The sequence below is a fragment of the Capnocytophaga sp. oral taxon 329 str. F0087 genome (genome assembly GCF_000213295.2).
GTDB lineage: Bacteria > Bacteroidota > Bacteroidia > Flavobacteriales > Flavobacteriaceae > Capnocytophaga > Capnocytophaga leadbetteri_A.
The window spans coordinates 1-6,535 of sequence record NZ_KN390064.1; the positions used below are offsets into that span (position 1 = coordinate 1).

Here is a 6,535-nt window from a genome sequence, read left to right on the forward strand (position 1 = left end):
AATAATAGTGAAATTATTATTTTGCTGACAACCGTTAGCGTCTGTTACTATAACCCTATAAGTACCTGTTTGAGTAAGAGTAAACTGAGGACTGGTTTGCGCTGCTGTAATAGTAACTGTACCCTTATAAAGTGCATAACTATAAGGTAGTGTACCCCCTGTAGCAGTCATCGTTACACGTGCCGTAGCTGGATTACAAGCCAAATATGTATCTGACTTACTCGCATCTAAACTAAGCGTAAGAGCTGCAGGCTGAGTAATCGTAAAGGTTCGCGTAAACTCACAGTTAGGATTGTTCAGATCTCCTCGGAATTTTACGGTATAATTACCCACATAACCATTCCATACAAAGGTATCATTGTTAGGAGTAGAAGCGTTGAAATTGAAATTATTATAACCACTTACTGCATAATAGTACTGCCCATTAGGCATATTTTTTAGTTTTACTTTATATTGTCCTAATTCTCCATTACACTTAGCAGAAGTAATCTGTTCAGTAGAGGTATCTACTGCAAAACCTTTACCATCTTCTATTTTTACAGTATGAGTAGCTGTAAAACCACAAGACTCTGGTACCTGATAGACTGTTACATCATCAAAAGCAAAGTCATTGCAAGCCTTGGTATTCCATTTAGTACGTATTCTTATCTTTAAATGCTTGTAAGTACCAGGATTTATTTTGGCTACAGGGCTTACCCCTGTATTAACCCCCGTACCATCAGAAGCAAAACGGAACCAAGCGTTCATATTATTGCCATTCTGAGGTATTTCTTGCGATTCTATACGTCCTAATATTTTGTCAGTACCTCCCTCTTGTACTATATTGCCTGCATCATCAAGGGCTACAATCTCCATTATCATCACAGGATTTACACATTCTGTTCCGCTATAAGAACTCACCAAGTTGAATCCAAACATTTCGAATTCTATAGGTTGATTGGGTAATACATCTGTCACATCTTTTTCATAGAAAATGGCTCCTTGTTCTATAAGAGGACCAAAGTCTACTGCTAAATAGCGCGAACTATTGTCAGATGGATTGGTATGGTCGTTAGGAAAGTGAGCAGAGCCGTTCCACCAACTTTTAGTAGTACCTCCAAGATCTTTCTTACCTGCCACAAAATACATATTCCAAGCTAAGTATTGAGTTCTCGGGTCTATCAATGTATAAGCAGGGGTCATACCTGGTGGTGGGGTTGTATAAGGGTTCCCTTTACCAAAGTCTTCTTTTAATAGTATTCCCCGCTGCGTAGCCAATGGGTCATCATACTTAATAGTAATAGTATGAATACCCGGTGGTAAGTTAGAGAATTGTGCTGTAGTAGTTTCAGCCCCACCGTCTAACTGATATTTATAAGTATAACTTAGTTTATCATTCTTAATAGTTACAGTTCCTTTACCATCGCAAGTATAGGTTACGGACGTATTACTAAATACAGGTGCTTTAGGTTTGTCTTTTACCTCTACTTTCAGATTCGTACGCGCACAACCTATACCATCTTTTACTGATAGATTATAAGTACCTGGCGCTAACCACTTAGAAGAAGTAGTTGTCCAAACCCCATCACCAAAGTTATAGGTAATAGTACCTACCCCTCCTTGTACATTGGTAAAATGTACTAAAGCCTTTCCTGCGTTTACACCTGTACCACACCCTACTAATTGAGCCACCCCTGCTGAAGCGATAAGGTTACCATTAGCAGCATTAGGAAGTTGAACTGTAAGTAAATCTATTTGACAGGTTTTGCCTCCATAAGTGTAATAAAGACGAGGGGTAACTGATTGACCTGGTGTAAGATTTAAAAACTCGCGAGATGTCTGTTTAGCACTTATAAGGCTATACTCATAAGTATAACTAACCGTACTTTTCGGTTCAGGGAACACTATTTTCACTTTAGCTCCACAATCGTATAGCTGAGGCGTAATAGCTCCTATAGTAGGTGCTGGAAGTTCTTGTATAGTTATTGTTTTAGTAGTCTCGCAGTTATTAGCATCTATCACTTTCACAGTATAAGCTCCTTTATCAGTTATTGTAAAAGTATGCGAAGCTTGTGAAGATGCTCGTGCTATGAAAGTAGTTGCTTTGTAAAGTTCGAAAGTATAACCATTACTATCTTTTGTACCGCCTTGTGCTGATACATTTATAGTACCTTCATTACACATAATATCATGAGGAGCTACATCTAATTTCAATAAGGTAGGCTCTATTATCTTATCTGTAGCACGTATAGTACAACCATCATTATTTTCTACTACTACTACATAAATACCTGCAGGTAATGCTTTTGTAAAACCAGCTGCTGCGGCATCAGTAGCCGAGGTAATCACTTTTTGTTCTACTAAAGCTCCTGAGATATTATCTTTATATATCTTATAAGTATAAGGATAATAAGGCGCATCAGAAAGCTGCACTTGCAAGCTACCATTACCTCCTTTACAAAGCGGATTAGTAACTGTCAGCTTTAACTTAGGAGTTTTCTGTAGTACTGTCTTTTCTATTTCGTATATACAAGTTACTACACTTGTAGTATTAGCACTTGGATTGGTAGCTAATACTTTATAAATACCTGCACTCAGACCACTAAACACTGGACTAGTTTGCCAAGATTTAACAATGATGTTGTTCTGCTTTAGCGTATATTTGAAACCTGCTCCCAAAGCATCTATAGTGATACTTCCTTTAGTATTGCATATTTCGTTTTTAACGTTAGCTTTTAGCTCTGTATCATCTTTAGTAACTCTAAAATAATAGGTAACAACACAGCCTCCAGCATAAGTAATTGTTAGTCTGTAATCACCTGCTGCTGTTATCTGTTTTTCAGCCCCTGTACCAAATGCTGACCAACAACTAGCTTGAGAAGGGCGACTTGCAGGACAGTCAAGTGATTTTCCTGCACAAGTAGCAGTCATCTTTTCCCACACATAACTTTCAGCATTAGCTACTGCTAATTTTATATTAAGGGAAGCATCTTTACCACAAAGATATACCTGTGGGTACTTCTTACCATCAGAAGAACATACATATATCTCTCCTGAAATTTCTTTGTCTATTATTTTCTTTTCTATAGGGTGTGCCGCTTCTTTATCATTAGGGTTTACCTCAAACTCTTCATACATAGTTGCACAGCCTGTTTTTGATTTAGCAACCTTATAAGTACCTGCTTCTGTAACAGTTATAGCAGCCCCCGTACGGTTAAAAGAGGCATCGCCTACTTTTGACCACGTATAAGAGGTAAAACCTGCTGTTGCTGTAAGCACCAATGAGGGTTGACATAGTACAACAGGATCATTCTTAAAGGTACAGTTACTAAAATTGGCATTTACGATAAAATTAGAAGGCCCTTCTACTCCTGAGCCACAAGCTGTAAAGAGAGTACTCGAACTTTTTGGAGTAAAAGTAGTAGTATTATTTAACTCACCTTTATAAGTGGCATAGGCTATATTTTTTATCTCATTAGCACACGGATTTTTCCATTGGTTACATTTATTGGTTACTTTTACATTAAAAGAAATTGTATATTCCTTACCATTTTTCTTCACTAACTCATCAGGTACACTTATTATCAGTTTACGATTAGTAGGATTGTAATTAGTAGTAATCTTATTGTCAGAAGGAGTTATATTAGTAATTGAGGACTCTAAGTTATCGGTAATTATATCAGTAATCTCTAAGTCTTTAGCATTATCATTTCCTTGGTTTTGAAATTTTATTTCATAACGTAAAGTCTCACCCAAAGCAATAGTATTTTTACCTGTAACATCTTGGTTAGCTGAATTAAACACCCGTTTACTCATCAGTACTATAGGCTCAATAACCTCTACATTAAAAGCAAACATAAAGGGCACATAGTAATCACCTGCACTTGTAAGGTGTAAACTTGCTTCAGTAGTATCATTACCTAAAATACGTTTATTAGCATTCTCTAATTTAAACACTCCTATATCGAAACCAAGCATATTATTAGATTTTGGTTTACGATTGTAGTTTATACCATTTTCATCAGTAATGGTACTATTAAAGAAATTATTATAAGGACGATCTGGTGCATAAAGAACTTCATTTGATATTTTATTAGTAGTTATCTTTAATTGGTCACCCGTTCCCGTAGCATCACCTTCTACTGCTGCAAAAGCAATTTTAGCATTTACAGGTAGTGGAGCTGGCACTGTTTTAAACCCTGATACTTTTACTGTACGAGGATGTCCTGCGTCTACCTCTGTATAGCCATCAAATAAGGTAATATTGCGTGCTGGTTTAGAGGTATCTTCGTAAACAATAAAAAGAGTCCAACCTGCTGTTAGCCCCCAACCACGTCCTTGTCCTGCTTGTAGGTCGGCTACAGTATAGGTACCTGCGACCTTATTGAGTTTGTCAGTAATATCAGCTCTATATATAAAAATAGTTGATTTGTTATTGTAAACTTCATCTCCTATAATTTCTTGATAGGCTCCATTATCAATCTTAAACTTTACTTTTTTGACCTTTGACTTATCTACTTTGGTAGTGAGCCAATCATTTCTTTCAGAAAGAGGAAAAGAAGCCCAATAAAGATAAGCTTTTTTCACTTTACGAGGACAAGCACTAGTAGGATTAGGATCTTTTACCTCTGCTGAACTTGAATTGAAAGTATTAGAATCATTATCTATATCTATATAAACTTGTTTTACATCATTATTATTGAGATTTCGATTATTATTATCACCTGTTTTGGTAGTACCAATTACAGTATTTCCTACCACTATCATATCTCCTTTGACAGTAGCTTTATAACGCTCGTTAAAAGTAGTTTGTGTTTGTGCTGTAGCAACCCATATAGCTGCTAAAAAGAAACATTGTAATAGTATTATTCGTTTCATACTATAAGATACTATAAATTAGATAAATATTTAAACAATAGATGAGCGGTTGGCTAATAGTTATACTTCCCGTTTCAACTGCAAAGGTACATTTTTTATTCTTAAGCTCCTTATTTTTTATTGCAATTAACATCTTTTTAACACTTTATACTATTATACATAAAAAAGCGATGTTTTTCACAAACACCGCTTTTTCTATAATTCAAAATTCAATCTATAATTCTAAAGCTGCTTTTACATCACCGTTCATCAATAATTCTACCGGATTTTCAAGAGCTTCTTTTACCGCTACTAAAAATCCTACTGACTCACGCCCATCTATAATACGGTGGTCGTATGAAAGTGCTACATACATCACCGGTGCTATCACTATTTGTCCGTTTCTTACAATAGGACGATCTACTATGTTATGCATTCCTAATATCCCTGATTGAGGAGGATTGATTATAGGGGTTGAAAGCATCGAACCAAACACACCTCCATTAGTAATGGTAAAGGTACCTCCTGTCATCTCGTCTACAGTTATCTGTCCGTCACGAGCACGAGTGGCTAAGCGTTTCACTTCAGCCTCTACCCCTCTAAACGAAAGGTTTTCAGCATTTCTTATTACAGGTACCATCAACCCTTTAGGCCCTGATACAGCAATAGATATATCGTAATACTGATAAGTCACTTTGTCTTGTCCGTCTATCATCGAATTTACATCAGGGAAGAGCTTAAGAGCACGCACCACTGCCAATGTAAAGAAAGACATAAAACCAAGCCCTACATTATGACGCTCTTTAAAAGCATCTTTATATTGTGCTCTGAGGTCGTAAATAGCTGTCATATCCACTTCGTTAAAAGTAGTAAGCATAGCAGTTTCATTCTTAGCACTTACAAGGCGTTCAGCTACTTTACGGCGTAGCATACTCATCTTAGCACGCATCTCGGTACGAACACCGCCTGTAGGTGTTCCCATTGAAGGTTTTGAAGCCTTTAGAGCATCATCTTTAGTAATGCGCCCTCCTTTACCTGTACCACTTACAGCGGCGGCTGGTATCTCACGCTCTGCTAATATCTTGCGTGCAGCAGGACTCGGAGCCTGTGCAGCATATGAAGGAACTGCTGGAGTGGAAGCTGTTGGCGCTGGTGCTGGAGCTGGTTTTGAAACTTCTTGTTTAGGTATCTCTACTTTAACTTCTGATGTCTGACCTCCTGCTGGTTTAGGAGCTGCAGTATCTATCAAACAAACCACTTGTCCTACTTTCACAGCTTCACCCTCTTCAGCTTGTAGGGTGATAACGCCCGCTGCCTCTGCTGGAAGTTCAAGAGTAGCCTTATCTGAATCTACTTCAGCTATAGCTTGATCTTTTTCTACATAATCTCCCGTCTTTACCAACCAACGGGCTATTTCTACTTCAGTTATTGACTCACCTGGTGAGGGAACTTTCATTTCTAACATAGTATTTTAGTTTTAGTTTTAAAAAACAGTAATTAGTCATTATTTCTTTAATGTAACAATAAGTACCCCGTTCTTACCTTTATCACCATATTTAGTAAGAGCTATAGGGTCTTTCAGCACCATAATGCTATCAATCTTTTCAGGGGATATATTACTCATAAAATTTGTTGCTTCAGTAGCATACATTTCTTTGCCATCTACTATCACCAAAAGGTCAGTATTAGAAGGCACTCC

General features: G+C 37.2%; 3 protein-coding genes. All 3 read right to left on the reverse strand.

Features of this window, described 5'->3' with window-relative positions; all coding sequences use genetic code 11:
• Positions 1-4,857: isopeptide-forming domain-containing fimbrial protein (locus tag HMPREF9074_RS10950; RefSeq protein WP_034540801.1), on the reverse strand; the 4,857-nt coding region annotated here is incomplete at its 3' end.
• 214 nt (positions 4,858-5,071) lie between these two features.
• Positions 5,072-6,301, reverse strand: coding sequence for a 2-oxoglutarate dehydrogenase complex dihydrolipoyllysine-residue succinyltransferase (gene odhB / locus HMPREF9074_RS10955; protein ID WP_009390393.1), 1,230 nt, complete (start codon positions 6,299-6,301; stop codon positions 5,072-5,074).
• Positions 6,302-6,340: 39 nt separating this feature from the next.
• Positions 6,341-6,535 (reverse strand): TonB-dependent receptor plug domain-containing protein (locus HMPREF9074_RS10960; RefSeq protein WP_156961119.1); only part of this gene is annotated, 195 nt, incomplete at its 5' end.

Coding starts and splice junctions, on each gene's coding strand:
- odhB (WP_009390393.1), bottom strand. CDS start 6,301: ATGTTAGAAATGAAAGTTCCCTCACCAGGTGAGTCAATAACTGAAGTA.